This is a genomic window from Saccharothrix sp. ALI-22-I (assembly GCF_001984175.1).
Lineage (GTDB): Bacteria > Actinomycetota > Actinomycetes > Mycobacteriales > Pseudonocardiaceae > Actinosynnema.
Genome location: NZ_MTQP01000047.1, coordinates 102,406 through 126,896 on the forward strand (window position 1 = coordinate 102,406; position 24,491 = coordinate 126,896).

The 24,491-nt window shown below is 68.2% G+C and carries 31 protein-coding genes and 2 pseudogenes; 9 read left to right on the plus strand and 24 right to left on the minus strand.

The window, feature by feature from the left end:
* Positions 1 to 184: 184 nt before the first annotated feature.
* Together ALI22I_RS53360 and ALI22I_RS08875 are read right to left on the minus strand one after the other, a co-directional pair.
* Positions 185 to 901, minus strand: coding sequence for an ASCH domain-containing protein (locus tag ALI22I_RS53360; RefSeq protein ID WP_238598231.1), 717 nt, complete (start codon positions 899 to 901; stop codon positions 185 to 187).
* Between the two features lie 564 nt (positions 902 to 1,465).
* Positions 1,466 to 1,756: a hypothetical protein gene (locus tag ALI22I_RS08875; protein ID WP_143532077.1), complete on the minus strand. Its 291-nt coding sequence runs from the start codon at positions 1,754 to 1,756 to the stop codon at positions 1,466 to 1,468.
* A gap of 207 nt (positions 1,757 to 1,963) precedes the next feature.
* Here ALI22I_RS08875 and ALI22I_RS08885 point away from each other — a divergent pair, with 207 nt between their 5' ends.
* Positions 1,964 to 2,767 (plus strand): phosphotransferase enzyme family protein, encoded by an 804-nt coding sequence (locus ALI22I_RS08885; protein WP_238598224.1) that lies wholly within the window; start codon positions 1,964 to 1,966, stop codon positions 2,765 to 2,767.
* A gap of 167 nt (positions 2,768 to 2,934) precedes the next feature.
* On the plus strand, positions 2,935 to 3,078 hold the full coding sequence (locus tag ALI22I_RS50600) for a hypothetical protein (protein WP_179118163.1): 144 nt from the start codon (positions 2,935 to 2,937) through the stop codon (positions 3,076 to 3,078).
* 36 nt (positions 3,079 to 3,114) lie between these two features.
* On the opposite strand, the gene ALI22I_RS08890 is transcribed toward ALI22I_RS50600, so the two are convergent.
* From ALI22I_RS08890 to ALI22I_RS08920, 7 genes are all read right to left on the minus strand, one after another.
* The gene (locus tag ALI22I_RS08890; RefSeq protein ID WP_143532078.1) at positions 3,115 to 3,297 is read right to left on the minus strand and encodes a hypothetical protein; all 183 of its coding nucleotides are present in this window, start codon (positions 3,295 to 3,297) and stop codon (positions 3,115 to 3,117) included.
* Between the two features lie 61 nt (positions 3,298 to 3,358).
* Positions 3,359 to 4,186, minus strand: a complete 828-nt coding sequence (locus tag ALI22I_RS48945; protein WP_143532079.1) for a hypothetical protein — start codon at positions 4,184 to 4,186, stop codon at positions 3,359 to 3,361.
* 676 nt (positions 4,187 to 4,862) lie between these two features.
* On the minus strand, positions 4,863 to 5,366 hold the full coding sequence (locus ALI22I_RS08895) for a GyrI-like domain-containing protein (RefSeq protein ID WP_083751572.1): 504 nt from the start codon (positions 5,364 to 5,366) through the stop codon (positions 4,863 to 4,865).
* 142 nt (positions 5,367 to 5,508) lie between these two features.
* A complete protein-coding gene (locus ALI22I_RS08900; RefSeq protein WP_077004981.1) occupies positions 5,509 to 5,925 on the minus strand; it encodes a tetratricopeptide repeat protein in 417 nt (138 codons plus the stop codon).
* Complete coding sequence (locus tag ALI22I_RS08905) at positions 5,922 to 6,329, minus strand: hypothetical protein (RefSeq protein ID WP_143532080.1); 408 nt, start codon at positions 6,327 to 6,329, stop codon at positions 5,922 to 5,924. Before ALI22I_RS08905 ends, ALI22I_RS08900 begins: the two co-directional genes overlap by 4 nt.
* A 458-nt stretch (positions 6,330 to 6,787) precedes the next feature.
* Positions 6,788 to 7,684, minus strand: a complete 897-nt coding sequence (locus ALI22I_RS08915; protein ID WP_077004984.1) for a serine hydrolase — start codon at positions 7,682 to 7,684, stop codon at positions 6,788 to 6,790.
* The gene (locus ALI22I_RS08920) at positions 7,681 to 8,556 is read right to left on the minus strand and encodes a LysR family transcriptional regulator (RefSeq protein ID WP_077004985.1); all 876 of its coding nucleotides are present in this window, start codon (positions 8,554 to 8,556) and stop codon (positions 7,681 to 7,683) included. The genes ALI22I_RS08915 and ALI22I_RS08920 overlap by 4 nt, the downstream gene beginning before the upstream one ends.
* Positions 8,557 to 8,662: 106 nt before the next feature.
* On the opposite strand from ALI22I_RS08920, the gene bla reads away from it, so the two are divergent.
* Genes bla through ALI22I_RS53370 form a run of 3 tightly spaced genes read left to right on the plus strand, consistent with a single transcriptional unit; the run spans position 8,663 to position 10,808 of the window.
* The gene (bla, locus tag ALI22I_RS08925; RefSeq protein ID WP_077004986.1) at positions 8,663 to 9,577 is read left to right on the plus strand and encodes a class A beta-lactamase; all 915 of its coding nucleotides are present in this window, start codon (positions 8,663 to 8,665) and stop codon (positions 9,575 to 9,577) included.
* A gap of 20 nt (positions 9,578 to 9,597) precedes the next feature.
* Complete coding sequence (locus tag ALI22I_RS53365; RefSeq protein ID WP_077004987.1) at positions 9,598 to 10,533, plus strand: MBL fold metallo-hydrolase; 936 nt, start codon at positions 9,598 to 9,600, stop codon at positions 10,531 to 10,533.
* Positions 10,534 to 10,535: 2 nt separating this feature from the next.
* The gene (locus ALI22I_RS53370) at positions 10,536 to 10,808 is read left to right on the plus strand and encodes a hypothetical protein (RefSeq protein WP_143532082.1); all 273 of its coding nucleotides are present in this window, start codon (positions 10,536 to 10,538) and stop codon (positions 10,806 to 10,808) included.
* A gap of 48 nt (positions 10,809 to 10,856) precedes the next feature.
* Here the strand turns inward: ALI22I_RS53370 and ALI22I_RS53375 are convergent.
* From ALI22I_RS53375 to ALI22I_RS08980, 10 genes and pseudogenes are all read right to left on the minus strand, one after another.
* A pseudogene (locus ALI22I_RS53375) lies at positions 10,857 to 11,024 on the minus strand (P-type ATPase); the annotation flags it as partial.
* A gap of 69 nt (positions 11,025 to 11,093) precedes the next feature.
* Positions 11,094 to 11,429, minus strand: coding sequence for an integrase core domain-containing protein (locus ALI22I_RS08940; protein ID WP_338013478.1), 336 nt, complete (start codon positions 11,427 to 11,429; stop codon positions 11,094 to 11,096).
* A gap of 121 nt (positions 11,430 to 11,550) precedes the next feature.
* Positions 11,551 to 12,288: a GvpL/GvpF family gas vesicle protein gene (locus tag ALI22I_RS08945; RefSeq protein WP_077004988.1), complete on the minus strand. Its 738-nt coding sequence runs from the start codon at positions 12,286 to 12,288 to the stop codon at positions 11,551 to 11,553.
* Positions 12,285 to 12,659 carry a gas vesicle protein GvpJ gene (gene gvpJ / locus ALI22I_RS08950; RefSeq protein WP_077004989.1) on the minus strand — a complete coding sequence of 125 codons (375 nt, stop codon included), beginning with the start codon at positions 12,657 to 12,659 and terminating at the stop codon, positions 12,285 to 12,287. The genes ALI22I_RS08945 and gvpJ overlap by 4 nt, the downstream gene beginning before the upstream one ends.
* 20 nt (positions 12,660 to 12,679) lie before the next feature.
* Positions 12,680 to 12,973 carry a gas vesicle protein K gene (locus ALI22I_RS08955; protein WP_238598226.1) on the minus strand — a complete coding sequence of 98 codons (294 nt, stop codon included), beginning with the start codon at positions 12,971 to 12,973 and terminating at the stop codon, positions 12,680 to 12,682.
* On the minus strand, positions 12,970 to 13,164 hold the full coding sequence (locus ALI22I_RS08960; protein WP_077004990.1) for a gas vesicle protein: 195 nt from the start codon (positions 13,162 to 13,164) through the stop codon (positions 12,970 to 12,972). Before ALI22I_RS08960 ends, ALI22I_RS08955 begins: the two co-directional genes overlap by 4 nt.
* Positions 13,157 to 13,924 carry a GvpL/GvpF family gas vesicle protein gene (locus ALI22I_RS08965; protein ID WP_077004991.1) on the minus strand — a complete coding sequence of 256 codons (768 nt, stop codon included), beginning with the start codon at positions 13,922 to 13,924 and terminating at the stop codon, positions 13,157 to 13,159. Before ALI22I_RS08965 ends, ALI22I_RS08960 begins: the two co-directional genes overlap by 8 nt.
* Complete coding sequence (locus tag ALI22I_RS08970; protein WP_077005011.1) at positions 13,921 to 14,250, minus strand: gas vesicle protein; 330 nt, start codon at positions 14,248 to 14,250, stop codon at positions 13,921 to 13,923. The genes ALI22I_RS08965 and ALI22I_RS08970 overlap by 4 nt, the downstream gene beginning before the upstream one ends.
* A 23-nt stretch (positions 14,251 to 14,273) precedes the next feature.
* Positions 14,274 to 14,633 (minus strand): gas vesicle protein GvpO, encoded by a 360-nt coding sequence (locus tag ALI22I_RS08975; RefSeq protein ID WP_238598228.1) that lies wholly within the window; start codon positions 14,631 to 14,633, stop codon positions 14,274 to 14,276.
* 665 nt (positions 14,634 to 15,298) lie between these two features.
* On the minus strand, positions 15,299 to 16,162 hold the full coding sequence (locus ALI22I_RS08980; protein ID WP_077004992.1) for an NAD(P)H-binding protein: 864 nt from the start codon (positions 16,160 to 16,162) through the stop codon (positions 15,299 to 15,301).
* 86 nt (positions 16,163 to 16,248) lie between these two features.
* Between ALI22I_RS08980 and ALI22I_RS08985 the strand changes: the two genes are divergently transcribed.
* Positions 16,249 to 17,052 carry a helix-turn-helix domain-containing protein gene (locus ALI22I_RS08985; protein ID WP_077004993.1) on the plus strand — a complete coding sequence of 268 codons (804 nt, stop codon included), beginning with the start codon at positions 16,249 to 16,251 and terminating at the stop codon, positions 17,050 to 17,052.
* A gap of 143 nt (positions 17,053 to 17,195) precedes the next feature.
* Here ALI22I_RS08985 and ALI22I_RS54580 read toward each other — a convergent pair whose 3' ends face one another.
* From ALI22I_RS54580 to ALI22I_RS09010, 5 genes and pseudogenes are all read right to left on the minus strand, one after another.
* Positions 17,196 to 19,778 (minus strand): excinuclease ABC subunit A, encoded by a 2,583-nt coding sequence (locus ALI22I_RS54580; protein WP_083751574.1) that lies wholly within the window; start codon positions 19,776 to 19,778, stop codon positions 17,196 to 17,198.
* 173 nt (positions 19,779 to 19,951) lie between these two features.
* Complete coding sequence (locus tag ALI22I_RS08995; RefSeq protein WP_077005014.1) at positions 19,952 to 20,320, minus strand: winged helix-turn-helix transcriptional regulator; 369 nt, start codon at positions 20,318 to 20,320, stop codon at positions 19,952 to 19,954.
* A gap of 517 nt (positions 20,321 to 20,837) precedes the next feature.
* The gene (locus ALI22I_RS09000) at positions 20,838 to 21,239 is read right to left on the minus strand and encodes a nuclear transport factor 2 family protein (RefSeq protein ID WP_077005015.1); all 402 of its coding nucleotides are present in this window, start codon (positions 21,237 to 21,239) and stop codon (positions 20,838 to 20,840) included.
* Positions 21,240 to 21,360: 121 nt separating this feature from the next.
* Positions 21,361 to 21,702: pseudogene (locus ALI22I_RS09005) on the minus strand (hypothetical protein); the annotation flags it as partial.
* A 33-nt stretch (positions 21,703 to 21,735) separates the two neighbouring features.
* The gene (locus ALI22I_RS09010; RefSeq protein WP_238598229.1) at positions 21,736 to 22,038 is read right to left on the minus strand and encodes a winged helix-turn-helix transcriptional regulator; all 303 of its coding nucleotides are present in this window, start codon (positions 22,036 to 22,038) and stop codon (positions 21,736 to 21,738) included.
* Between the two features lie 161 nt (positions 22,039 to 22,199).
* Between ALI22I_RS09010 and ALI22I_RS09015 the strand changes: the two genes are divergently transcribed.
* The 3 genes from ALI22I_RS09015 to ALI22I_RS09030 all read left to right on the plus strand — a co-directional run.
* Positions 22,200 to 22,592: a nuclear transport factor 2 family protein gene (locus ALI22I_RS09015; RefSeq protein ID WP_202970889.1), complete on the plus strand. Its 393-nt coding sequence runs from the start codon at positions 22,200 to 22,202 to the stop codon at positions 22,590 to 22,592.
* A 414-nt stretch (positions 22,593 to 23,006) separates the two neighbouring features.
* Positions 23,007 to 23,681 carry a carbonic anhydrase gene (locus tag ALI22I_RS09025; RefSeq protein WP_077004997.1) on the plus strand — a complete coding sequence of 225 codons (675 nt, stop codon included), beginning with the start codon at positions 23,007 to 23,009 and terminating at the stop codon, positions 23,679 to 23,681.
* 331 nt (positions 23,682 to 24,012) lie between these two features.
* Positions 24,013 to 24,491, plus strand: a 479-nt coding sequence (locus tag ALI22I_RS09030) for a TerC family protein (RefSeq protein ID WP_443216906.1), incomplete at its 3' end; no start/stop codon positions are given.

Genomic DNA, 24,491 nt, shown 5'->3' on the forward strand with positions numbered 1-24,491 from the left:
CGGCGTTGGTTCGGCGGCACCCGGCCGGTCTGCGTGACCCGGCGGGCGCGCGCACGCCCGTGGCCCACAACGGACCCGGACGGGTCATCGCGGCGGTGCCGCCGAACCACGACACTGCGCGGCGCACAGCGCCGTGGTCGGGAAGAGGTCGGCCAGCCCGGTCGGGACCGTCGTTGTCACCAACTCATGGCCTCACCGGAGGGCCGGACATGACGAAGGCCCGGCGTTCGATGCCGATCGCGACCACGCCCAGGGCCTCGCGTTCAGGCGGGTAGATCTGGCGGATGTTGGCCAACTGCTCCTCGCGGGTCGCGGTGGGGTTGACCGAGGAGACCTGCTCGTGGTCGAACATCTCTTCGAAGCCGGTGTAGCGGGCCACGCGGGTGACGCGGGTCAGGACCGAGTCGCCCTGGCAACGGAACCGGATCAACGACCCCTTGCGGATCTTGCGGCGGCTGGAGTCGTTGACCCGGATCTCGGTGGTCTTGCGGCCGGTGGCGATCAGGTCGAAGTAGCGCTTGTAGATGCCCATCTCGTGTGCGCGGACGGCGGGTTCGGTGGGGCGTGAGGTCATGAGTCGGCCGAGTTCCTTGACGGTGAACGAGCGGAAGAAGTGCTTGGGGTCGGTCAGCAGCTCGCCGACCAGCCACACGAGGGCGTCGACGTAGGCGTCGACGCTGCCGGGCCAGGCGGTGGTGTCCAGCATCCACGGCTCGACGTCGGCGGGCACTGCGTCTCTGCCCTGTTCACGCAGCAGGGACTTGGACAGCTCGGCCCCGGTCGGGGCGAGCACCTGGGGTGTGAAGATCCGCACCGGCATGTGCCCCGGCGGGGTGTCCAGCGCGCCGAGGGCGCCGTCGACCAGTTGGCAGCCGAACACCCAGTCGCCATCCTTGAGCATCACGTGCAGCACGTCGGGGTCGCGGCCGAACGCGCGTTCCTTGACCAGGTTGCGGTACAGGGTGGCGAGGTCGAGTCAGGGTGCGCAGGAATTCCGCCCGGAAGCCCGGTGTGGCCTGTTGGTCGGTGTAGGTCTCCACCGCGTAGTCGGTGTCGGTGGCCTCCGACAGCGAACGGAAGAACGCCCGGTAGTAGCGGTCGATCAGCTCGTCGACCTGGTCCTTGCCCAGCGCGTGGTAGTAGGTCTGCTGGTAGGCGGTGTGGGTCTCCGGGTCCAGCACCACCTCGTACGGGGCGTTGTCCAGCGCGCCGAACCGCACCGCTGTGTCGATGGAGAACTCTCCCGCCGCGCGATCTTCGCGAGCAGGAACGCCGCGGTCTGCACCAGGTTCGTGCCCAGGTGCGGGGCGCCGTTGATCTGGGTGCCGACCACGAACTCGATCCGCTCCGGCCGGGCGCCCAGCACGCGCGGCCGCAGGATGTCGATCGAGCGCAGCAGCGCGTTGGCCAGGATGCTGTTGGGCGACAGCAGTAACGACGGTTTCCCGTTGCGCGACGCGGGTGATCACGCTCCTCTGCTGGGTTTGGGCAGGCACAGGTTGGCGCAGATGAAGTCCAGCCGCGCCGTGGCGGAGTCCGGGGCGACGAACACCGGCTCGTAGCCGGCGTCGTAGTAGCCCTGCACGATCAGCTCGTGCACCCGGCGGACCTCGCGGTCCTTGGCCCACACGATGTCGTCGGGGTCCTCGAAGGTGTCCAGCGGGTCCAGCACGAAGACCGCGTCGTAGCGGTGGAGGCGGGCAAGATCAGGGGCGCGATGCCGCGTACCTGTCGAGATGCGGCCGAGACGGGTCACGACACTCTCGGAACACGGTCGCGGCCCGTTCAAGGGCGAGGACGGCGGCTTGGCGGCCCTGCGCGGACTGCCCGCAGAGCTGGGTGTACGGGCTGCCGGTGGGCGACCTGTCGCACTCCCTGAGGTCCGTCATCAACAATGTCTGACGCACATGCCGGTGCCGTCGCCCCGCAAGCGCGTCCACGCGATGTGCTTGACGCAGCAGGCATGAAAGCAGGCGTGGCGACCACGGGAGCCGAACTGATCCGTGATGGAACGAATGCCATCTACCGACTGCCCGGCGAGGTGGTTGCCCGTGTCGGCCCTCCCGGGTCCGGCGGAATCGCCGCGCGTCAGATCATGGCTTCACAGTGGTTGGCCGATGCCAGCATTCCCGTTGTACGCGCACTGGACCATGTCGAACAACCAACGATCATCGACGATCGACCTGTCACGTGGTGGGCCCGATTGCCCGAGCATCGGCACGCCGACCCCGCCGAGCTGGGCGCGACACTGAGACGGCTCCACGCATTGGCCGTACCGGACTCTCATTCCTTTCCCATCGTCGACCCATTCGACGGCCTGAGCGATGCCATCGCCAGGGGAACGGTGCTGTCGGAGACGGAACGAACCTGGCTTCGACACCTTGCAGAACAACTGCACACGGAATACCAGGCCCTCCTTCCTCAGCTACCTCTGTGTCTCATCCACGGCGACGCCTGGCAGGGCAACGTCGTAGTTCCCTCCCGAGGCACCCCGGTGTTGTTGGACCTCGATCACATGGGTATCGGCCCTCCCCAATGGGACTTGGTTTCGCTGGCAGCTGACTACACCGACTTCGCCCGGATCACACAGTCGGACTACCACGCTTTCGTGGACGCCTACGGCGGCTACGACATGGTCCGGCTACCGCACACTGGCGACAGTCAGGGAGCTGCGCTGGGCCGCCTTCGTCCTCGACAAAGCCCGCATCAGTCCCACTGCGGCGGAGGAGGCTCGGCATCGAGTGGCCTGCCTGCTGGGCAAGATTGAGCGGCCGCGGTCATGGTCCGCATTCTGATATTGAAACGAAAGTGATCATTTGCCTGTAGGCAGATCGCTCTGCGGGCCCCGCCGGCGGACCTTCGGGGTTGCCGTCTCGACGCCGCTTGACCGGCTGCTCCGAACCCGCCCCGTTGATCGCTCGGACAGCGAACCGAATGGACATCACCGCCGACACCGGCCTGTTGCGGGGCGCGGACATCTCCTACGACGAGTGGAGCGGTGAGCCACTACTCCAACACCTGGAGAAGAGGGCTGGAATGCCGATGTTCCTCGTGGCGCAGACCTACAAAAGGGCATGACAGGCCGGGATGACCGCACTCATGGCCCTGACCGAGTCACGCGGCCGGTTCCACCACGGCAACCCCGTCGCCGAGTGGTGCTTCGACTCCGTCGAGGTCCGCCACCCACCCGGCGAACCCGACCTCATCCGCCCCGACAAGCCCGAACGCGGCAAGGCCGGCAAGCACATCGAAGACGTGCCCATGGCTGCCATGGCGGCAGGCGGTCGGAAGCTGCACGGTGCCCAAAGAATCGAGTCGTCACGAATGACGATTCCCGAACGAAGACGTACACAAAGAGTCACAATGCCGGTACGGCCACCGCGTCGATCAACCCCAGTTGGGTGTCACATTGATTGGAATCGGCCTCCAGTTCGATCCGAAGGGCTCCTGAAACATCCACTTCGACCGGTTCGACCTTTCCGACCCGAACGGTAACTCCACCCTTGACGACACCATCGGCTTTTACCTGGAATTCCGTCGCGATCGCCGGGTCGTAGTCGTCGCTCACACCAACCGACATCTTCAGCGATGCGTACCGCCGATCGGCCTGCAAAATAACCGGACCAAAGACACATGAAGTACTTTTACCCATGAGAAGGACGTTATCGTGGTCCACTGCGCCCACTCTGAGCGATCCGCCCTCAAAATTTCTTTGAGAGTTAGGGGCAATTGGGATCGACGAGAGGGGTACACCTTCGACCGGGCCGGTCGGACTTGAAACGACGGTCGCTCCCGTCGGGGACGCCCGGGGATCTCTTGCCTGACTCGAAACGTCCGAATCGACGGTCTCGCTTCCGGTTTTTAACCCGACCTGACTGGAAGGCGAACGGCCAGTTGCCTCGACGACCGCACCGGTGAGACTGTGATCGACCACTACCGTTATTGTAATCGAACCGGCAACTATGAGACCGAGGGCCGCCGCGACGCGAAACTTAGGCAGATTCCTTGCCATCTGCAGAAATAGCAGTAGACCTGTCAGCAACAGTAATGATCCTGCGACGGCCGCAAACAGCGGCCCAGGGCTGCCGATCCATGCGACAACCGCAGCCATGTCGGCGACAATGGCCAAGACACCCAGAACCTTGCTACTTAAACCGCTTTGCGGACCAGGCGAGTCGTCGGCCATTGCACATCCTCCAGTTTAACGCCTGATGATCAACCCGAAGGTCACCCAGTCGCACGATTCTGCCACATCGACTGCCGGCAGGTATTCGCATCTCATGAACTGCGCCTCTTGGCAGAGTGGTTGGCGGTGATCATTGGCCTTTTCATCGTGATGGTGCAGGTCACGGCGCAGGCTGAACGGCTGGATGCGGGAGGGACGAGGCTCCCGGCAAGACAGCAGTCGACCAAGATCCGATGCCCTGACCGGGAGCCTCGCCGTGCTGTCCTACCCTGCCGCGATGCGTCACGGCGTCGCCGCGCGTCGACGACAAAGCATGTCGTAGCGTCGGCGACGCGCTCACGGCGCTGGGTGGCGTCTTCCACCTCCGCGGTGGCCTGGCCGTCCACCGGCTCGTTTACAGCTCGATACAACTCGCGGGCCTGGTTGTCGGTTTCGCCCCGCCGATCCCGAGGAGGCGCAGCGGGTGCTCCGGGCCTTGGACACTGACCCGAAATTCAGCCGATCGATACCTCCTTCACATGGCTGTCCTTACTTACGTGGTGCGACTTCGTGTCGCACACTGAGCGTTTTCAGTTGGCCAGTTGAGCGCGATAGCCCGCCAGTTTGGCGCTCAAGCCAGCCTGGGTTCTCCGGCTGCAGCGTCCGCTCAGTAGCCGAGAGAAGGGTGGCAGGCTGCTCAGGCGCTGTCGTCGGCGAGGAGGATGTTGAGCTCGACGCGCCACTTGGTCTTCATGCGCTCGGATCGCGGGTCGGTGAGGTAGGCCTCGTACCGGCACGCGAAGTGGTCACCGGCGGCCCCGTCCCACCTGTCGAACGTGATGCCGTTGTCCCGCACCCATTCGAGCAGTGTGCGGTTCGCACGACGTGCATGGTTGACGTAGGTGAGGCCGGCGTACCGGCCCGCCGGCAGGACGCCCGCGCGGACACGATCGTCGCCCTCGAGCGCCTCTTGGGTGACGACACCGACCTCGACGTCCATCGGGCCGTCCATGTCGATCACGTGCAGCCGGAAGAAGGTGGGACCGATGTCGGGCACGCTCCGCCGGTCGAGCCAGGCGTAGAGTTCGTTCATCAGCTTGTCGCGGACGGCGAACATGCCTCGAAACGGTGTGACGACACGGATACCCACGTAGTGGCTCGCGGGTTTCGACACGATCCTTGGGCCGTCGACGATCTCCACGCGTGCACGCTAGCACTGCGGCAGTGTCCGCTCATGTAGCCGCTGATCGAGCGTTGTCGACGCCCTCACATGCCGACGTGCGGACGTGCGGACGTTCGACGCTACTGCTGGCCGGTCCCGCGACGACCGAACAGGAACGGCTTCAGGTCGATCTCGCCTTGTCCAGATTTGACCGGATCGTTCTGGTTGTGGGGTGGTCGGAACCCAACACCCGCTCGGCATCGGCCAACGTCGCCTCGAACAGCGGGATCGCCCGCCCCAGATCACCCGCCGACTCATAGGCACCGGCCAGATTGCTCCGCAAGGACAGTGTGTCCGGGTGGTCGGGGCCGCTGAGGCGGTGGTGGCTGTCGGTGGCGCGGGCGTAGTAGGCGATGGCGGTGCCGAGGTCGCCCTGGCCTTTGAGGTAGTGGCCCAGATCGTTGAGAAGTCGGCTGGTCCGGGTGGTGTCGGTGTCGGGTGGGGCGTGGTCGAGCAGGGTCAGTGCGTGGGGAAGGATCATCCGATAGGCAGGCCAGGCGACGGGATCGTGCGGGTGGTGTTCGGCGAGGGCGTTCACCAGGGTGGTCGTGGCGGTGTCGCGGGCGGTGGCGATGTCGGCGGGGCTGTCGGTGGGGGTCGGTCGGGTCGGGGGGTGCGGGTGACCGCCTGGACCAGGCGGTGCACGGCCACGGCGTCCATGGTGAGGGTGATCATGTTGTAGGCGGCCAGGCGGCCCAGTGCCTCGGACAGTTCCGGTTCCCCGACCGCCCCACTCCCGCCCAGCAGGGCGCGGGGGATGCCGTCGGGTGCGTACCACGCCAACTGCCGCAGCATCCGCCCCACGGCGGGGGTGTCGGTCAGGCGGTCGAGGGTGACGTGCCAGACCCGCGCCATCGTCCGCTGCGCGTCACCGCCCTCCGCCGTCGCGCAGGCGGCGCTGCCCGACCACAGCCTCGCCCGGCTGATGCGACAGGCCCTCATCGCCGGGTATCCACCGCAAGCACTGCGTTCGTTCTGCGAGGAGGCCCTGGACGCCGGTCGGGAATCGAGCCAACACACCGACACCTGATCGAGCCGGGTCGTCAGAGGCAATCACGCGACCGGTCGACTTCTCCCACGTCGAGTGCGCGGAGTTGAGGCTACCTCTCCAGGGCTGCCCCAGCGTGGGCACGGCCTGCCTCCGTGCGGGAGGGCCGAACGCGGAGTGCTCGCCTTCACAGGACCGTGCTTGTGGTCGCGACCCAGCTGCGGAGCAGGTCGAGGGCGTCGGCCGACGGGGTGCCCGGGTCGGCGAGGTAGACGATGATCCGGACGTCGGAGGCCGACGATCGACTCAGGCCTTTACAACCACGAACCCGACCCCACCGAACCCAGGGCACATCACTCAGTGACCAGCCGGCGCACCTGACTCGTCGTGATGACCCACCTCTCCCGGTGGTTCAGAACGTCCGCAGCTCGTCGCGCAGGCTTCGGGCGACCTGCGCCATCAGTGCTTCCGCGCCGGGTTGCGCCACGGCCGGCACCCGGGACTCGGTGAGGGCGGCGACGGCGAACGTCTGACCGTCGGCGTGCTCGACGACCCCGACCTCGTGCCGGAGGTTGAGCAGGGTGCCGGTCTTCGACGACCACCTCGACGCGTCGGAGGCGAAGTCGGGGGCCAGCCGCTGCCGCAGCACGTTGGCGCCCATCAGTTCGCGGACCCGTGCCGCCACCGATGGCGTGATCGTCGTCGGCCGCCACACGCCCTGCACGAGGTCCACGAAGGCCCGAGCGGTGCCGGTGTTCGCGCGGCTCACGTCGAGCTGGGCGACCAGGTGCCCGCGGCCCGCCGTCACCGCCGTGATGGCGAGGGCGTGGGCGAGGTGCACTTCCTCCGGTTCGAACCGCTCGGCCGGCGTCTGGACGAGGTCCTCGGTGAGGTGGCGGACCGCGATGCCGTCGTGGCCGAGCCGGCGCATCTCCGCGGCGACGTCGGTGGGCGGGGTGAGGGCGAACAGGGCGTCGGTCGCGGTGCCGTCGCTGATCGCGATGCTGAGGTAGAGCAGGTCGTCGAGCGCGATCGTGGCCGGGTGCCGGAACCTGCTCAGGCCGGTCGGGCCCGGCGTGGCGATGCGGCCGGGCTCCACCACGATCGGGGTGGCCGGGTCGAGTTCGCCCCGCGCGACGCGCTCCAGCGTGGCGATGGCGAGCGGGACCTTGACCAGCGACGCGATCGGGAACTCGAGGTCCGGGTCGAGCCCGAGTTCGTCGCCGGTGTCGAGGTCGCGCACGAGGAACGAGCCGCGCAGGCCGCCGTCGTCCAACGCCTCCCGCAGCTCCCTCAGGATCCTGGTCATCGCTCCTCCTGCAGGCAGCGGCCGATCGCGGCGGTCAACAGAGCCCGGATCCGCTGGGCGTCCTCGCGCAGCCCGGCCACGACGTCGTACCCGCGGGCCAGCTCCAGCTCCCCGATCGGCCGCCAGTGCAGGCCCAGTTCGCCGGCCTGGCTCCGCGAGCAGAGCAGCAGGTCGGTCGAGCCGAGCACCTCGGCCGAGGCGGCGACGAGCGAGGCGGCCACGGCCACCTGGGAGGGGCGCAGCCCGGCCGCGTCGCGCAGCCGGGTGACCTGGTCACGGATGTGGGGCACGTCGTCCTCCGGCTGGAGCCAGACGCGACGCCGGCGGGCGTCCCGTTCGGCACGGCTCGGCCGCAGAGTCTCCACGTAGGTCTTCGCCGCACGCGGCTCGTCGTGGCCGGCGAGCCCCAACGGCACCTGCCAGGTCCCCTCACCGGGCGGCACGGCGGCGAGCGCGGCACGCACCTCCAGGGTGCGGACCAGCTCCGCGCGCTCGCCGGGACCGGCCGGGTGCAGGTCGAGGGTCAGGCCGTGCCGCCGCCCGTCGGCGACGAGCCGGGCCAGCGGGCGCGGGCCGCAGACCGCGGGCACGCCCATCCGGAAGGGCCGGAGCTTGGCGCGTTCGGCGTCGTGCTCCATGGTCTCGGCGAGCTCCACCAGGCGCCTGGCCGACGGCAGCATCTCCCGGCCGAACGACGTCAGCGTGACGTTCCGCGAAGACCGGTCGAACAGCCGGGCGCCGAAGTGCTCCTCCAACGCAGCCACGCGCCGGCTGGCGACCGACTGCGGGATCCGGGCCGCGGCGGCCCCGACCGTGAAGCTGCCGTACCCGCTGACGGCCACGAAGGCCTTGCAGGCCGCGACGATATCCACGATCCCACTCTATGCCGAAACAGCATTGATACGCGCATTGCTGTCTTGGACAGCATGCGCGACCGGTCGGCAGGCTCTTGATCGTCAACCGACGAAGGGAACGTCAATGATCTTCAGGCGTGCTGCCCTGGCGGCCGCGGTCACGCTGGTGCTCGTCCCGCTCGGCGCCTGCCAGGCGGACGAGACCGCGTCTCCTCCGGGTGCCGCGACCACCACCACGTCGTCAACCCCGACCACCACGGTGGTGTCCAGCGACTTCAGCGGGCTGGAGGCCGAGTTCGACGCGCGACTCGGGGTGTACGCACTCGACACCGGGTCCGGCCGGGCGATCGAGCACCGGGCCGACGAGCGGTTCGCCTTCTGCTCGACGTTCAAGGCGCTGGCCTCCGCGGCGCTGCTGCGCAGGACGGAACCGGCGGACCTCGACCGCCGGGTCACCTACACCAGCGCCGACCTCGTGCCCAACTCCCCGATCTCCGGGCAGCACGTGGCCGAGGGCATGACGCTCCGCGAGCTAATGGACGCGGCGATCCGGTACAGCGACAACACGGCCGCCAACCTGATCTTCAACGAACTGGGCGGCCCGGCGGGTTTCGAGGAGGACCTGCGCGGCATCGGCGACCAGACCACCGAGTCCGACCGCATCGAACCCGGGCTCAGCGAGGCCGTCCCGGGCGACACCCGCGACACCACCACCCCGCGCGCCTTCGCCGCCAACCTGCGGACGTACGTCCTCGGCGACGTGCTCCCCTCCGACGACCGCACCCTGCTGACCGAATGGCTGCGCAACAACATGACCGGGAACGAAACGATCCGGGCCGGCGTGCCGGCCGGCTGGGTGGTCGGGGACAAGACCGGCTCGGGCGACTACGGCACCCGCAACGACATCGCCGTGGTGTGGCCGCCGGACGGTGCGCCCATCGTGCTCGCGGTCATGTCCGACCGCGACGAGAAGGAGGCCACCCGCGACAACCGGCTCATCGCACGGGCCGCGCAGACGGCCGTCACGGCACTTCGATGAAAGCGACGAAGGAGAAAACGATGACCATCGGCCGACGCCTGTTCCTGGGCTCCGCCGCGGCCTTCGCCGCTGTACCCGAGGTGGCTTCCGCCGCCCCTCGCCGCCGAGGTGCCGGTGGCCCCGCCGCCACGTTCCGCTGGCTGGGCACCTCCGGCTGGCGGATCGACATCGGCGCGAAGACCCTGCTGGTGGACCCGTACCTGAGCCGCTTCAAGACCGGGCTGTTCGAGCCGCCGTTCAACCAGGAGGCCGAGCTGACCGTCGACACCACCCGCATCGCCGATCACCCCGGCACACCGCAGGCGATCCTGGTGACGCACACGCACTGGGACCACTTCAACGACGTGCCGCACATCGCCGGCCGGTCCGGCGCCAGGGTGTTCGGCACGCTCACCGCGTACCACCTCGGACTGGCCTACGGGTTGCCCTCCGACCGGCTCAGCCCGGTCAAGGGCGGCGAGGTGCTGGACTTCGGCGACTACACCGTCGAAGTGGTGGCGTCGCTGCACAGCCGGAACGCTTCGTACTCGATGGCCTTCCCCGGCGTCCGGGTGGCGCCCCCGCCCAAACCGGCGACGATCGCGGACCTGCCCGAGGGCGACACGCTCGCCTACCAGGTGACCGTGCGGGGCGGCCCTTCGGTGTTCTTCATGGGCGCCAGCGACTTCGTCGAGCGCAACCTCGCCGGCCTGGCTCCCGACGTCGCGATGATCGCGGTGCCGAGCACCGACGTCACCCCCGCCTACGTGCCGCGCCTGCTGGCGGCGCTGGACTGGCCGGCCACGGTGGTGCCGGTGCACTGGGACAACTTCGAGACCGAACTGCACAACCCGCCGACGACCACACCCAAGGACCGGGACCGGCTGGAGAAGTTCCTCGCCGCCGTACGCCAGGCCGCACCCCGCACCCATATCGTGCTGCCCGAGTACCTAACGCCGTACACGTTCGCGAGGTAGGGATGCGGAGTCGCTTCGACGTCACCGTCGCGGTCACCGTGGCGGTGGCCGTCGGGATCGTCGCCTTCTTCCTCGCGGGCATGGTGGTGATCGTGTCCTCCACCTTGCTCGCGCCGTTCCTGGGACCCGTGCTGGTGAGTGCGGCGGCTCTCGGCGCCGTGTGGCTGGTGGTGCGGCGCGGCCCGTCCGCGAAGGGGTTCGGCACCGGCATGCTGGTCGGCTGGGCGCTGCTGGCGTTCTGGTCTTCGAGGATGAGCATCGGGTACTTCGGCTGACCTCACTCCAGCCACGAGAGCCGCCACGCCGGGGCCAGCGGCTTCGTCGACCTCGCCAGCCCCGTCCAGCACCCGACCGTCGGCGCCAACGCGTTCACCGGGCCGCACCGGGACGATGTCCCCGACCGCGAGGTCGGCGGTGGTGACGGCCTCCTCGTTCCCGTCGTCGGCCAGCCGGGTGGCGGTGGTGGGGGCGAGGTCGAGCAGCCCGCGCACCGCGTCCTGGGTCCGCGCGGTGGCCAGCGCCTCCAGCGCTGTGCTTGCCGAAAATGCTGTCCATGCAGGTCAGGCGGCGTGGTGGTACTCGTTGAGGATGCCGCTCACTCGCCGCCGTCGATGGGCGTTGAGCCGGGTAACCGTAGCTTGATCGGTGATCGGTCGTGGTAGCTCGCGTAGCGGTCGGGTGTTGGCTATGCCCTGGTGGGGTCGGTGCGTGTTGTAGAACTGCTCGTACTCGCGCAGGACGTGGAGCAGGTGCCGTTGGTTCCAGATCAGTGTGCGGTCGAGGAGTTCGCGGCGGCAGGTCCGGATCCACCGTTCCATGATCGCGTTCATCCGTGGGGTGCGGACACCGGTGAGAACGACTCGGATGACCGCGTCGGCGAGGACGGCGTCGAACAGCGTGGAGAATTTCCCGTCGCGGTCGCGGATCAGGAACTGATCCTCACCCCGCTTGACGGAGCCGGGTTACTGGAGTTCAGGCTACTGGGGCGATCCCGGACAGGTCAGCGCCACCTCCCGGCTACCAGCCCCAGCGGGACGTGGTCTTGCTGAACCGGTCAGGTTCGGGAGCGACCGTCGCGTTCAGGAAGCTGAAGGCGGGCAACGGCCCTGTGCAGGTGACCGTGACGCCTTCAGCGTCGCCGAGCCCTGCCACGGTCGCGCGGACGGTCTCGACCTGGTGCAGCGGCACCAGGAACGCGCGGCGTTCCTCGGTGTGCTCCTGCTCCGCCACGGACGCCACCTCCCGCGCCTGAGCGGCCACCGGCGCGAGCAACGCCTCGGCGCGCTGACGCCGCCACACCACGACCCGTTGCGCGATCAACTCGCCCTGCCGGATGTGCGCGCCCAGATCGGTGCCGCCTCCATCGAACGCCTGCCGGTCCTGATCCCCGTCGAACACCGCGCTCAGCGCGAGATCTTCGTCGAAAGCCAAGTGCACGTGCATCTCCGCCAAGCCGTCGAGTCGGTCCAGGTGACCGCGCAACGCGGGCACGGACAGAGCGTGCACCGCGGCCGCCGCGGCGTTCTCGTCCGCTGCGGCGGTACCGAACCGCAGTGGGAGGACCGGGCCTGTCACGACGAGGTCGCACAGACCCGCCAGGTGCGCGATGGCGTCCTGGTCGGTCAGCGACCGTCCGTCCGCCAGAGAGCTGACGACCACCGCCAGGTCATCCACCACGATCTTCCGGGCCGCCCACCCGCCGGCCGGCGGGAGCGGATGGGCGGCCCGGACGACACCGTGGAGGTGAAGCGTCACGACTTGTCCTGAGCGGAGGACTTCGTCGTCGGGGCGGGAGTGGGGGTCAACGCCTGGGCGGGAGCGGTGGCAACGAGCGGCACTTGCGTCGGGAGTGCGGCGGTCAGCAGACCGTAGGTTCCCGCGATGCCCTGGGGGTTGGGAGGAGGCAGCACGACGCCCTTGCGGGCCGCGTCGAGCCGTTGCATCGCTTCCAGGTAGCGGATGTAGGTGTCGACGCTGGCGATCACGACCTTGATCTCGATGCTGAGGATCTCGATCCCGATCAGCGACACGCGTACCGACGCGTCGATCACGAGTCCCTTGTCCAGCAGGACGTTCAGGACGTCGGCCAGGCCACCGCCGGAAGTCTGGATGGTGGGAGCTGTCATGGTGGGCCCTCTCCGGAGCATCAGAATCGGTCGGGTGAGTCGGGGTGGATCAGGCGCGTGACGTCCACCGGCAGTTGAATGCCGGTAGGGCCGTGGATTCCGAGCGCCTCGCGCAGTTCGGCGAACTGGCTTTGCAGCGCGATCAACGCCTGGCCGAGGTCCTCGATCTGCTGGGGGGTCAGGGTTTCGGCCTCCACCCGCCGCAACGCTTGCCGTTCCAGGAGTTCGTGCACGACCTCCAGCACGGCGACCACGAGCCTGACCAGTCCGCGGCCCGCGTCGGCGGGCACCACGGAGCTGCCGCCGGGGGTCACCGGGGGAGTTCTTCGAACGTCGGGACGGTGTCGGACAGCGCGCCGCCGATGCCGATCAGCAGCAGCCGCAGGTCGAGCCGGATCAGTTCGACGCCCGCCAGCGTGATGATCACGTCACCGCGGACCACCGCTCCCCGGTGCACCACTCGGTCCAGCAGGTCGGCCAGACTCGTCGTGTCCGGCTCAGCCATTGGCGACCACTCCCGCGACGGCGAACTCGATCTGAGTGAAGGAGTACGGGGGCCAGGGGCCGGTGACCTCGACCGACACCCCGCGTGGTCCGAGCTCGTCGGACAGGCGCCGAACCTCCGCGTGGAAGTCCGCCTCGGCGGTGGTGTCCACGAGGTAGGCGGCATCGAGCAGCAGGTCACCAGGGTGGTCGCGGGACGTGCTTTCGGCCGCTCGCCGGGAGAGTTCCCCGTGCAGGGTCCTGATCGCGGCGATCCTGCCGCGCCGCGCGTCTTCGACGCCGGTCAGCTGCTGACGCCGCAAGGCGAGGTACTGCGTCCCCGACACATTTGCCAGGTCGACCTCGCCGGGCACGGTCGTGTCGTCGATGCGGGAGCCGCGCCCCCGGACACCCCACTCGCGACGGCCCTGAACCCGGTCCAACCAGACTCGCGCCTCCTCGTGGTGGGCGCGCAACAGCAGGAGCGCCGCATCGGAGTCGGTGATGACGGTGCCAAACCGCAGCGGCAGCACCGGCGCGCACCGGAACACGGCGCGCACCACGGCATCGTGTTCGCGGGCGAGCCTGGCGAGCCTGCCGTCCTCCGCGGGCTCGATCCCGAGCCCGGCGAACCGGTCGACGTCGACCTCCGCGACGACGAGTGCCACTCCGAGGTACGCGATCAGCCGGGGCTCTACTTCGAAGGAGACTGCAGGTGTCCCGGACAGGTCCGGAGCGTGGTCCGTGGTGATCGCGTACGCGCACAGCGCGGTGGGGCTCACGGTCGTCCCCCCTCGGCGATCTGCGCCGACTGCTCACCCAATGCCCGCTCCAGTGCGGTCACCCGGTCGCGCAGTTCGGTGTTCTGCCGCTCCAGTTCGTTCGTCCCGATGACCGCGATCGCCTTGTTCGGCGAGAAGAACGGGTCGTTCGTCCACCAGTCCATTCCCATTTCGCGGGCGGTCTGGGCGGACGAGATAAACAATCGGACGCGCAAGGTGAGAAGCTCGATATCGACAACGTTGATGGCGATTTCCCCCACTATCACCACACCTTTGTCGAGTACGCGTTCCAAAGTATCGGCCAGCGAACTGGGCCTATTGTCCATTATGGAGTGCACCTGCCCCGTCGTCAGATATCGGTCGTTCCGCGGGTGAAACGTCTGAGTCGTTCGCAGGCGAACAGTTCGCCGGTCGCGTCGACGTCGACGCGGTAGGTGGCCATGACGCTGGTCGTGGCGGGAACCCGTTCCAGTTCGACTACGTCCACCAACACCGACCAGCCTCCCTCGGGGAGTGCGCGCACGCCGGAGACGGCTTCCGGCGTCCTGCCCGTCAGCGAACCGAACTGCTCCATCGCCGCCCGGATGGCGGAAACAGCGGTTGCCCTACCGGCTTGCCGGAAGGATTCCTCAGGTGATACGGCTGCGTTGTGGCCGGGGATCTTCGACGGATCATGCGGATCTGAGCTCATTGTCATGATCATCGACATGCTGACCAGCGCGTTACCGGATGCCGTCGAAATGAGATGCGGACTACCCGGAGAAGATAGGAAAAAGGGCCGCTTTCTAGGCTCTTTGCCGTAGCTTGACAGCAGCGAAACGGGTGCTCCCGCACGCCCGTTCGGACCCATTTGAAATGCCATGCCGGAATCTCAATTGGACAGCGCCGGCCGGAGTGATTGATTGGTTCTCGTTGCTGGCCCCTGGCCGGATTCTCGACTCCTCAGGGTTTCGGCAGAGTCGTTGTTGCTGTTCAGGCCATCATTCCCAGTAGTCGGGTGATGTGAGCAGTCGTCGCCAGGTCGCGTCTCCCGAGCTCACGGGCCGTATCGGCGTCGATCGGCCCGTAGCCGGCCACTCACCGGGCTGATCGTCCGGACGCATCGCCATCGACACCGGCACCGCACCTGGACCTGGACCTGGACCTGGACATCGTGAACCGAAGTCATGGAGTAACTGGTCAGGTCGGTTGCAGGGGCTGGTCACGGAGCTGCGATGATCTTCGTGCGCAGGCTGGGGATGGGCGTCTGTCGCATGACGAGCTTGCCACCCTGGTCGTCGAGTCCTCGGCAGGAACAGGTGCCCGTGCGCCGCAGTCCGGTTCTGCGGGTCCCCCTTCGGCAGGTTCGCTCGCCCGGGGTCCTGGGGATGATGCTTACGGGGTCGGCCGGAATGCGTCCCGGTGGTCCTGGACCCAGGTGATGAAGGCAGTGGCCGGGCGTCCCAGTATCCGGTGAACGTCCTGGGTCAGGACGGCGTTGTGTCCGGCTCGGGCCCAGGCGATTCCGGTGAGGGCTGCGTCCGCGGCCTCCGGGTCGGTGCCGTGTTGCAGTATCTGGTCACGGGCGGTGTCGAGGGGAAGGTCGACCGTGGTGACGGGGCGGTCCAGAACGGATTCCAGGATGGCGGCCTGGTCGGGGACGCTGAGCAGTTCCGGACCGGTCAGGGTGTAGGTCCGTCCGGCGTGGCCTGGCGTGGTCAGTGCCTCGGCGGCGACGGCGGCCACATCGCGTGGGTCGATGACGCCCTGGGTGGCTGTGCCGGTCATGTTGGGGATGGGATGCCCGGCGTTGATCGTCTGCGCGAATCGCAGGACGTTCGAGGCGAAGCTGGAGGGTCGCAGCACTGTCCAGGCCATTCCGCTGGACCGCACGGCCTGCTCGGCCTGCAGATGCCAGGCTCCGACCGTTCGGTTGTCGCCGATCGTCTCGCCGGTGCCGATCGCGGACAGCTTCACGACGGTGGTCACTCCTGCTGACCGGGCGGTGTCCAGCATGGCCAGATCGTGACGCGGGGTGGGCGCGGTGGGCGCGGTGAGCAGGAACACCGCCCGCACATCGGCCACCGCCGCTGCGAGCGAGGCCGGATCGTCGAAGTCCGCCCGGACGAGATCGACGCCAGGTTCGGCCCGCACAGCGCCGGGGTTGCGCGTCATGGCCCGGACTGTCTCCCCACGGGAGGTCAACTGGTGCAGGAGGTGGCTTCCGATGGTGCCGGTGGCACCGGTGATCAGGATCATGCCGGCGACGCTGTCACGGTGGTCGTGCCGGCGGCTTGGAAGTTTCGGCACGAGCTGCCGCGCCAGGCGCGTCTACTGTGGACGCCATGGGTGTGGACGAGCGCGCCATCGAAGTGCCCGATGGCCTGCGCGCGTGGATCTCGGGGATCAGCGTCGCGACGGTCAACGATCATGGCCGTGGACAGACGATGCTCGACGAGCCGGATCACGCCACCACGCTGGTCCTGCGCGCGGTGCCCGGTCAGGGTGGCGAGCTCGTGGTTATGGGGCCACGCACCCGCGCCCTGTACCACGTGGGCCAACCGGGACCGTGGTGTGTCAAGGCCAGGCTCCACACCGGCCGGACCCGGCGCTTGCTCGGTCGTCCCGCCCGTGAACTCGTCGACCAGGTCCTGCCGCTCAGTGCGTTCTGGGGTGAGCCCGCCGACCGCCTCGCTCGTGAGGTGGCCGATCTCACCCCCGGTTCAGCCGGTGATCTGTTCGGTCAACACCTCGCCGACGCGCTTCCGGCCGGTGAACAGGGCAGCAACCCGGAGCGAGACCGGCTCGTGCGCGAAGCGACCATGTTGCTGTCCGCAGGGACCGACGGAGTGGCAGCGGCCGCGCGGCGGCTGCACGTCAGCGAACGCCACCTGCGTAACCTCTTCGTCGACGGCGTCGGCCTGTCACCCAAACACTTCGCCAGGATCGACCGGGTGCGAACCGTACTCGCCTACGCCCAGGTCCGGCCGTGGGCCGACCTCGCAGCCGAGGCCGGCTACTACGACCAGGCGCATCTGACCGGCGAGTTCCGCCGCCTCATGGGTGTCCCTCCTGCCGCGTTTCGCCGTGGTGAGCTGCCCACCCCCACCTCGTGCCACGCGCCGGCGGACACAGTTCCCCTCACCTGACACCGGTGTCCGATGAGGCCGTTCGCCGACAAATCCAGACGGCCCAGTCTCATCCTCGCTTCACAAATGAAACGGAGATGAAGCGGTCAGTGAGAAAATGAAGCCAGTTTTGAGACCCCTACACGTGAGGAGACCGAGTCGGCTCACGTCGTCGTCGCACGCAGGTGGTCGCTGAGGTAGCCGGCGGTGACGCTGTGCGGATCTTGCGTGATGTCGTCAGGTGTGCCGGTGGCGACGATGGCGCCGCCGGCGGTGCCGCCGCCGGGGCCCATGTCGATGACGTAGTCGGCGTTGGCGATCATGTCGAGGTCGTGCTCGACGACGATGACGGTGGCGCCGTTGTCGCCCAGGCGTTGGAGGACGTCCAAGAGGGTGCGGATGTCGAGGGGGTGGAGTCCGACGCTGGGTTCGTCGAGGACGAAGAGGGTGTCGGACTGGTTCCGGGTCAGCTCGGTGGCGAGCTTCAGTCGCTGTGCCTCGCCGCCGGAGAGGGCGGGGGTGTCCTCGCCGAGGGTGAGGTAGCCCAGTCCGAGGTCGACGAGCGCCTGGAGGCGGGTTCGGACGCGCCGGATGTCGCCGACCTGGTCGACGGCCTGCCGGACGGTGAGGGCCAGCAGGTCGGGCAGGCTGATCCCGCCGTCCGGGTCGCCGGGAGTCGGGCGGAGGATGTCGGTGGCTTCGGGGGCGTAGCGGGCGCCGTCGCATGCGGGGCAGGCGATGTCGACGTCGGGCAGGAACTGCACGTCGAGGGAAACCTGTCCGGTGCCTTCGCAGCGAGGGCAGCGCAGTGATCCGGTGTTGTAGGAGAAGTCCGCGCCGGTGAGACCCCGTTGCTTGGCCGCGTCGGTGGCGGCGTAGGCGCGGCGCAGGTCGTCGAGGATGCCGCTGTAGGTGGCGACGGTGGAGCGGACGTTGATGCCGATGGGGGTGGCGTCGACCATGTTGACCCGGGTGATCGCCGGTGCGTCCACCGCCGTGACGTGGCCGGGCAGCGGGTGGCCCGCGGCGTTCGCCTGGAGTGCGGGGACGAGGCTTTCGAGGATCAATGTGGTCTTGCCTGATCCGGACACGCCGGTCACGGCGGTCAGGCGGCCCTGGGGGATGTCGACGTCCAGGGCGTGCACGGTGTGCAGGGGGCGGGTGGACAGGTGGATGCGGCCCTGGTCGAACATCTCGTCGCGGTGTGCCCTGGAGCGCACGAGGACGGGTTCGCGGCCGGCGAGGAATCCGCCGATCAGGGAGTCGGGGTTCCTGCCGAGGGCGGTGAGGTCGCCGGTGGCCAGGACGGTGCCGCCTTCGGTGCCGGAGCCGGGGCCGATCTCGATGAACCAGTCGGCCTCGCGCAGGACCTGGATGTCGTGGTCGACGAGCACGACGGAGTTGCCGTCGCGGAGGAGGTCGCGCATGACGCCGAGCAGGCCGTCCACGTTCGAGGGGTGCAGGCCGATGGAGGGTTCGTCGAGGACGTAGAGCACTCCGGTGGTCTGGTTGCGCACCGCGCGGGCCAGCTGGACGCGTTGCCGCTCGCCGGTCGACAGCGTCGAGCTCGCCCGGTCCAGGCGGAGGTAGCCCAGGCCGAGTTCGATCAGACGGCGAGCGGTCTCCAGCAGGGTGGCGACGATGTTCCGCGCCATCCGGTGCATCTGCGGTGGCAGCGTGTCGGCGAGGGTGGGGGCCCAGGCGGTGAGTTCGTCGAGCGTCTTCGCTGTGGCCTCGGCGAGGTTGATGCCGTCGACGAGCGGGGCGCGGGCCTGCTCGCTGAGCCGGGTGCCGTGGCAGGCGGGGCACACCTGGGCGCTGATGAACTTGTTCACCCGGTTCAGGCCGCGTTCGGTGGTGGCGTTGTTCAGGGCCTCTTCGACGGCCCGGCGGGCGTTGCGGTAGGTGAAGTCGAGCTCGAAGAGTTTGCCGTTGTTGGACCGGACGCTGACGTGCCGCTTCTCCGCGGGGCCGTGCATGACGATCTCCCGCTCCTGCGCGGTCAGGTCCGCGTAGGGCACGTCCGTGCGTACTCCGAACTCCGCGACGACCTGCGGCATCACCGTCAGTCCGAACATGGACCACGGGGCCACCGCCCCGTCGGCGATGGTGAGTTCCGGGTCGGGGACGAGGGATGCCTCGTCGACTTCCCGGACCACGCCGGTGCCGGTGCACCGCGGGCACGCGCCGTCGGAGTTGAAGGCGAGCGACTCCGCGCCGGGTGGGTAGAACGTCGCTGCGCACACCGGGCAGGTCAGGGTGAGCCCGGCGGCGACGTCGATGGTCGGGTCCTGCCGGTGACCGTTCGGGCACAGGTGCGAGGCCAGACGGGAGAACAGCAAGCGCAGCACGTTGAGCAGTTCGGTCGACGTGCCGAAGGTGCTGCGGACCCCGGGCACACCCGGACGCTGCCGCAGGGCGAGAGCCGCGGGCACGTGCTCGACGCTGTCCACCGCCGCACGTGGCGCCTGCGCCATGCGCCGACGCGTGTAGGTCGACAGCGCCTCGATGTAGCGCCGTGACCCCTCCGCGTACAGAACCCCCATCGCCAGCGACGACTTGCCGGAACCGGACACCCCTGCCACCGCGACGAGGCGGCGCAGCGGCACCGTCACATCGATGCCCTTCAGGTTGTGGACCTTCGCCCCGCGGACCTGGATCGCCGACGGCTGATCGTGCGTGCCCGAACCCTGCGTGCCCGAACCCTCGGTGCCTGAAGCCCCGCCCGCCACCTCGTCATGCGCCATTACGTCTCCCTCCGGAGTGAAGTCGTTCGACGGGTCTTCAGCGTCGTCGCCTCGGTCTCGACGATCTTCATGCTCGCTGACAATGCTGTGGACCGTCGACACTGAGGTTCTGCTCGGCGAGCGTTCCCGGTGGCCGGCGGTGTGCGCGGTGCCGGAGTGTTTCCCTCTCGAGATCAGCGGCGGGCGTCGTAGGTCTCGCGGGCGGCGAGTACTTCTTCGATGTGTTCCTCGGCCCAGCGGCCCAGTGCCTGGAGGGGTGCGTGCAGGGTGCGTCCGAGGGTGGTGAGTTCGTATTCGACCCTGGGTGGCATCTCGGCGTAGACGTGTCGGGTGACGAGTCCGTCGCGTTCCAGGTCCCGCAGTGTCTCGGTGAGGACTTTCCCGCTGATCCCGTCGACCGTGTTGCGCAGGTCGCCGAAGCGCATCGGGCCGTCGCTGAGGGCGATCACCACCATGGCCGTCCGCTTGTTGGCGATGCGAGCCAGTGATGTGCGGGACGGGCAGGTCGCGGTGAGCACGTTGAATTCTGGGTGCTGGGACATGGACTGTCTCCGTTCCTCACCTACGTCGAGGTAGTTGGTCATCGCCCGTTGCCGTGGTCGGCGTGGAATACGGGAGTAGGTGCTCGCTGCGGCCACGAGTTGGTCGACCGGGCCCGGTAGGAGCCGGCGCCTCCCTCGACCGCCCATGGTGCGGCCGAGCCGTTGCGAACGTGACGGTTCGGCTTTGCCGGAGGTGTCCGGTCCGGACGCGTGGACGACCGCGTCGGTTTCTCGCTGCTACCTCTTACCCGGTGCGGAAGAGAGACGGCTCGCCGGGTCGGGGGCTGCGAGGGTCGGGTGCGCGGCAGTCCGCCCGGCTGCTCGAGGGTGGCCGGGCGGACTCGGCACAGGTGCACGGCCGGATGCTCCGGAAGGACTGCGGCCGTCCGCCGCCGCATCGTGGATGCGCGCAACGTCGATCACCTGGATGAAGTCGACTTCTTGGTGTTGTTCGGGACGTCGGCGGCCCCGAGGTGGAGGAGGATCATCCGCGTTCGACAACGTCGCCGGACTGGTGTCAGTTGGCGTCCCAGAAGGCGTTCTCGGCGTCCTGGTCGGCGGAGAACAGCCACACCTCGGCGATCCGGTCGTCCTCGACCCGGAAGACGTCGATGCCGTCCATCGACATTTCGGCGCCGTCGCGTCGGGCGCTGAAGTGGACCGGGATGGTGAACAGCGCGCCGTTGACCATCGTGGGGCCGGTCGGCGTGATCTCCAGCGTGCCGTTGGTGGCGGCCATCTGGGCGCCGAGCATCTGGTTGACCGCGTCACCGCCGACGTGGGCGCCGGCGAGGCGGTGGTTGCCGGGCTGGTGCCACACGACGTCCTCGGTGAACAGGGCGGCGACCGCGCCGAAGTCCTTCGCGGCCACCGCGTCGGCGTACTTGCGGGCGACGGCGAGCGTGGTGCTGGAGTCCATCGTGAACATCTCCTTGACGAGTCCTTGCTGGTGGACCCGATACTCACCAACGGTAACCACTTACCTCAACGTAACTAACGCTCCAGTGTGACCCAGGTCATAACAGCTTCGCTGTCCATCGCTACTTGCGTGCTAGGCGAAGCGTCAGCGCTGGACGGTGTTGTTGCAGGTGTACCAGCGGACTTCGGCGCCGGGGTTGGGGTTGAACTCCCAGTTGTCCAGGCACAGACCGCCACCTGGAGGCCCACGCGAGGTACGGGGTGGCGCGCTGCCCGTTGACCACCGACCGGATCGGATCGGAGTCGATCACGTTGTAGGACATGCCGCCCTGCGAGCGCAGCACCTCGCCCTGGTCGGTCCACGGACCCTCGATGTTCGTCGCTGTGGCCAGCCCGATCGCGGACCGCTGGCTGCCGAACGTCGTGCCCGCGTAGTACACCCGCCAGCCACCGTCGACCTGACCTAGGCTCGGCGCAGACGTGTAATCCCAGGTAGATCAAGAACGAGCGTCATAGCTCTCGCGGGCCGCAAGGACCTCTTCGGCGTGCTCCTCGGCCCAGCGGCTCAGCGCCTCCAAGGGCGTGTGCAGCGTGCGGCCCAGCGCGGTCAACTCGTACTCGACCCTTCGCGGCACCTCGGCGTACACGTGCCGCACGACGAGACCGTCGCGCTCCAGATCCCGCAACGTCTCGGTGAGGACCTTGGCGCTGACCCCCTCCACGAGGGTGCGCAGGTCACCGAAGCGCATCGCGCCGGGACCGAGCGCGATCAGGGCCATCGCCGTCCACTTGTTGTCCATCCGAGCCAGTGACGTGCGGGACGGCCAGGTCGCCGTGTTCACATTCCACTCAAGATACTGTGACATGGGCCACATCCGCTCATTGGTTACGTTGAGGTGACCGTCCGTCGACGACGACCATGGCGCTGTCATACGTCGGGCCTCACGAAGGAGTGGCCACAGTGGACACTACGCGCGCCCTTGCCCGCAAGTACGTCGACGCGCTGTCCGCCAAGGACTTCGCCACCGCCGGTGCCCTGTTCACCGACGACGCAGTGTGGCACCAGCCCGGCAACAACCGGCTCTCCGGCACCGACCACGACCGCACCGAAGTCGACCAGGTCATCGACGCCACCACGATCATCAACGAAGGTACCTTCGAACTCGCGGTCACCGGCGCCCCCATGGTCAACGGCACGATGGTCGCCATTCCTGTGCACTTCTCGGCACAGCGCGACGGCACCAAGCTCGCACAGGGCGGCATCGACGTCCTACGGATCGAGGGCGACCGGATCGTCGAGGTCTGGTTGTTCTCCACCGCCCAAGACGCCGAGGACGCCTTCTGGGGGCACTGACTGGGACAAGGCCGGGACGGTTCGCCCCGGCGTCGCCTCGCCGAGGCCTCGCTCGCACGCGGCATTCGACTACTGTCCACTTGAGACACTGAGTTCACGCGAGAAACGCAAGGAGAGCATGCGCACGACGGCGACAGTCCTCATGGGAGCTGTCCTGCTCGCAGGCAGCCTCACCGCCTGCTCTTCCGGCAACGCCACGAGCCCGGCGCCTGCCACCACCGCCGACACCTCGGTGCCGGGCAGCCCGGTCGCCGAACCCGCGGCATCCGGCGACCAACCCGCGGCCATCACCTACAACACGCAGCGAGTCCCGGTCGGCGCACAACTGGCCACCTCGGCCACCGTGGCGGACAGCCGGACCGCGGTGACTCTGACGGTCACCGGCCTGCCGCCGAAACCGCGTACGGGGCGCACGTGCACACCAAGGTCTGCGGCGCCAAGCCCGCGGACGCGGGTCCGCACTACCAGAACGAGAAGGATCCGGTGTCGCCGTCGGTCGATCCGAAGTACGCGAGCCCGGACAACGAGATCTGGCTGGACTTCACCACCGACGACAAGGGGTCGGCGACCTCGTCGGCGACCGTGGACTGGCAGTTCCGCAAGGGCGACGCGAACGCGATCGTCCTGCACGACACGCACACGCACACCGAGCCGGGGAAGGCGGGCACCGCGGGTGACCGGCTGGCCTTCGGCGACGTGTTCGTCACCCGCACGGCCGGAAACGTGCTGTCGGACCCCACCGTCGGCACGATCGAGTACGGCATCGTGGCGCTGAACACGCCGCTGATCATGGTGCTCGGCCATCAGAACTGCGGCGCGGTCAAGGCTGCTGTGGACGCCATGAAGGACCCGAGCAAGACGCCGCCCGGCGCGCTGGGTGCACTGGTGTCCGCACTCGTGCCCGCCGCGCGCGAGGTCAAGGACCGCGGTGACGACATCTACGCGGCCGCGCTCGAGGCGCACATCCGCAACACCGTCGCGACCCTCGATGCCAACCCGGTCGTCAAGGAGTCCGTCGCCACCGGAAAGCTGCGCGTCGTCGGTGCTGCTTACGACCTGGCCACCGCCAAAGTCACGCTGTACCAATAAAGTCCACCCGCACCGGGGTCTGGTGCGGTGAGGCGCCCGGCCGGGTCACCCCAGCCGGACGTTTCGCATTATCCAGTTCGACCTGTGCCGCTCGAAAGGGAGTCATCGGCAACATCCGACACGAAGCCAACCACCACCCGAGGGCCAACAGCACCCATCCCGCCGCACGACCTCGACACCCGCAGAACTGCTGCGCACCCGAATCCCGGGTGGACTCGTCAACGAGTACAGACACGCCGCTTGACCTTCAGCGATGCTTTTCGAGCGGCACAGGGCGTCCAACCGGTGACAGGCTTGCTCGTGACCAGTACTGTAAGTACACAATGGATGGATGAAGTACCCGGGAGTTGCCGTGCTGGATATCGGTTTCTGGACGTGGGCGATCACCATCGGCCTCGTTCTCGTGCTGCTCGCCGTGGACTTGGCGCTGGGCTGGCTCCGGCCGCACCAGGTCGGGTTCCCCGAGGCGACCGCCTGGTCGGTGTTCTACGTGCTGGTCGCGATCGGCTTCGGGGTGTGGTTCGCGGCCGAGCACGGTGGGCAGTACGGAACCGAGTACTTCGCCGGCTACATCGTCGAGAAGAGCCTCTCGGTCGACAACCTGTTCGTGTTCGTGATCATCATGACCACGTTCGCGGTGCCGGCCGAGCACCAGCACAAGGTGCTCACCTTCGGCATCGTGCTGGCGCTGGTCATGCGGGCGGTCTTCATCGCGCTCGGCGCCACGCTGCTGGCGCTGTTCTCGTTCATGTTCCTGCTGTTCGGGCTCCTGCTGATATTCACCGCCGTGCAACTGTTCCGGCACCGTGA